Annotated in this window: 1 protein-coding gene; it reads left to right on the top strand. The window is 60.9% G+C overall.

Annotation, left to right across the window (positions count from 1 at the left end):
* Positions 1-41 precede the first annotated feature (41 nt).
* Positions 42-838, top strand: a 797-nt coding sequence (locus tag AC5E6N_RS17975; protein ID WP_491749100.1) for an NAD(P)/FAD-dependent oxidoreductase, incomplete at its 3' end; no start/stop codon positions are given.

Here is an 838-nt window from a genome sequence, read left to right as displayed (position 1 = left end):
TAGAGCACGTCTTTGTCGAAACAACAGATCGGTGATGGCCGATGAGCGAAATCGTGGAAACGGATGTCGTTATCGTGGGGGCCGGCCCGGTCGGCCTGTTTGCCGTATTCGAGCTCGGTCTTCTTGACCTGCAATGTCATCTCGTCGACATTCTCGACCGAGCCGGCGGCCAGTGCACCGAGCTCTATCCGGAAAAGCCCATTTACGATATTCCCGCCTGGCCCGTTATCTCCGGTCAGGAGCTGACCGACAAGCTGATGGAGCAGATCAGGCCGTTCTCGCCGCAGTTCCATTTCAACCGCATGGTCACGGCTCTGCGAAAACTGGATGACGGATGCTTCGAGGTCGAGACCGACGAGAGCGAGAGAATACGGGCGAAGGTGGTCGTCATAGCCGCCGGGGGCGGCTCGTTCCAGCCCAAGCGGCCGCCCATACCGGGCATAGAGGCGTTCGAGGGCAAAAGCGTGCACTACTCCGTGCGGCGCATGGAGGAGTTCCGGGACCATGATCTTCTGATCGTCGGCGGCGGCGATTCTGCGCTGGACTGGACCCTCAACCTGCAACCCGTTGCCCGATCGGTCACGCTTGTGCACCGCAGGCCGCAATTTCGCGCAGCCGACGACAGCGTCAACAAGATGTTCGCCATGCGCGATCAGGGCGACATAGGCTTCGAGATGGGGCAGATCACCGGTCTCAATGGCGAGGACGGCCAACTGCATTCAGCGGTTCTGAAGTCCCCGGACGGCGAGCAGGAGCTCAGCTGCACCAGGATGCTGCCGTTCTTCGGCCTGACCATGAAGCTGGGACCGGTCGCGGAATTCGGGCTCAATCTCAACGA

The sequence above is a fragment of the Hoeflea sp. genome, assembly GCF_984452065.1.
This window is presented reverse-complemented; position numbering and strand designations above follow the sequence as displayed.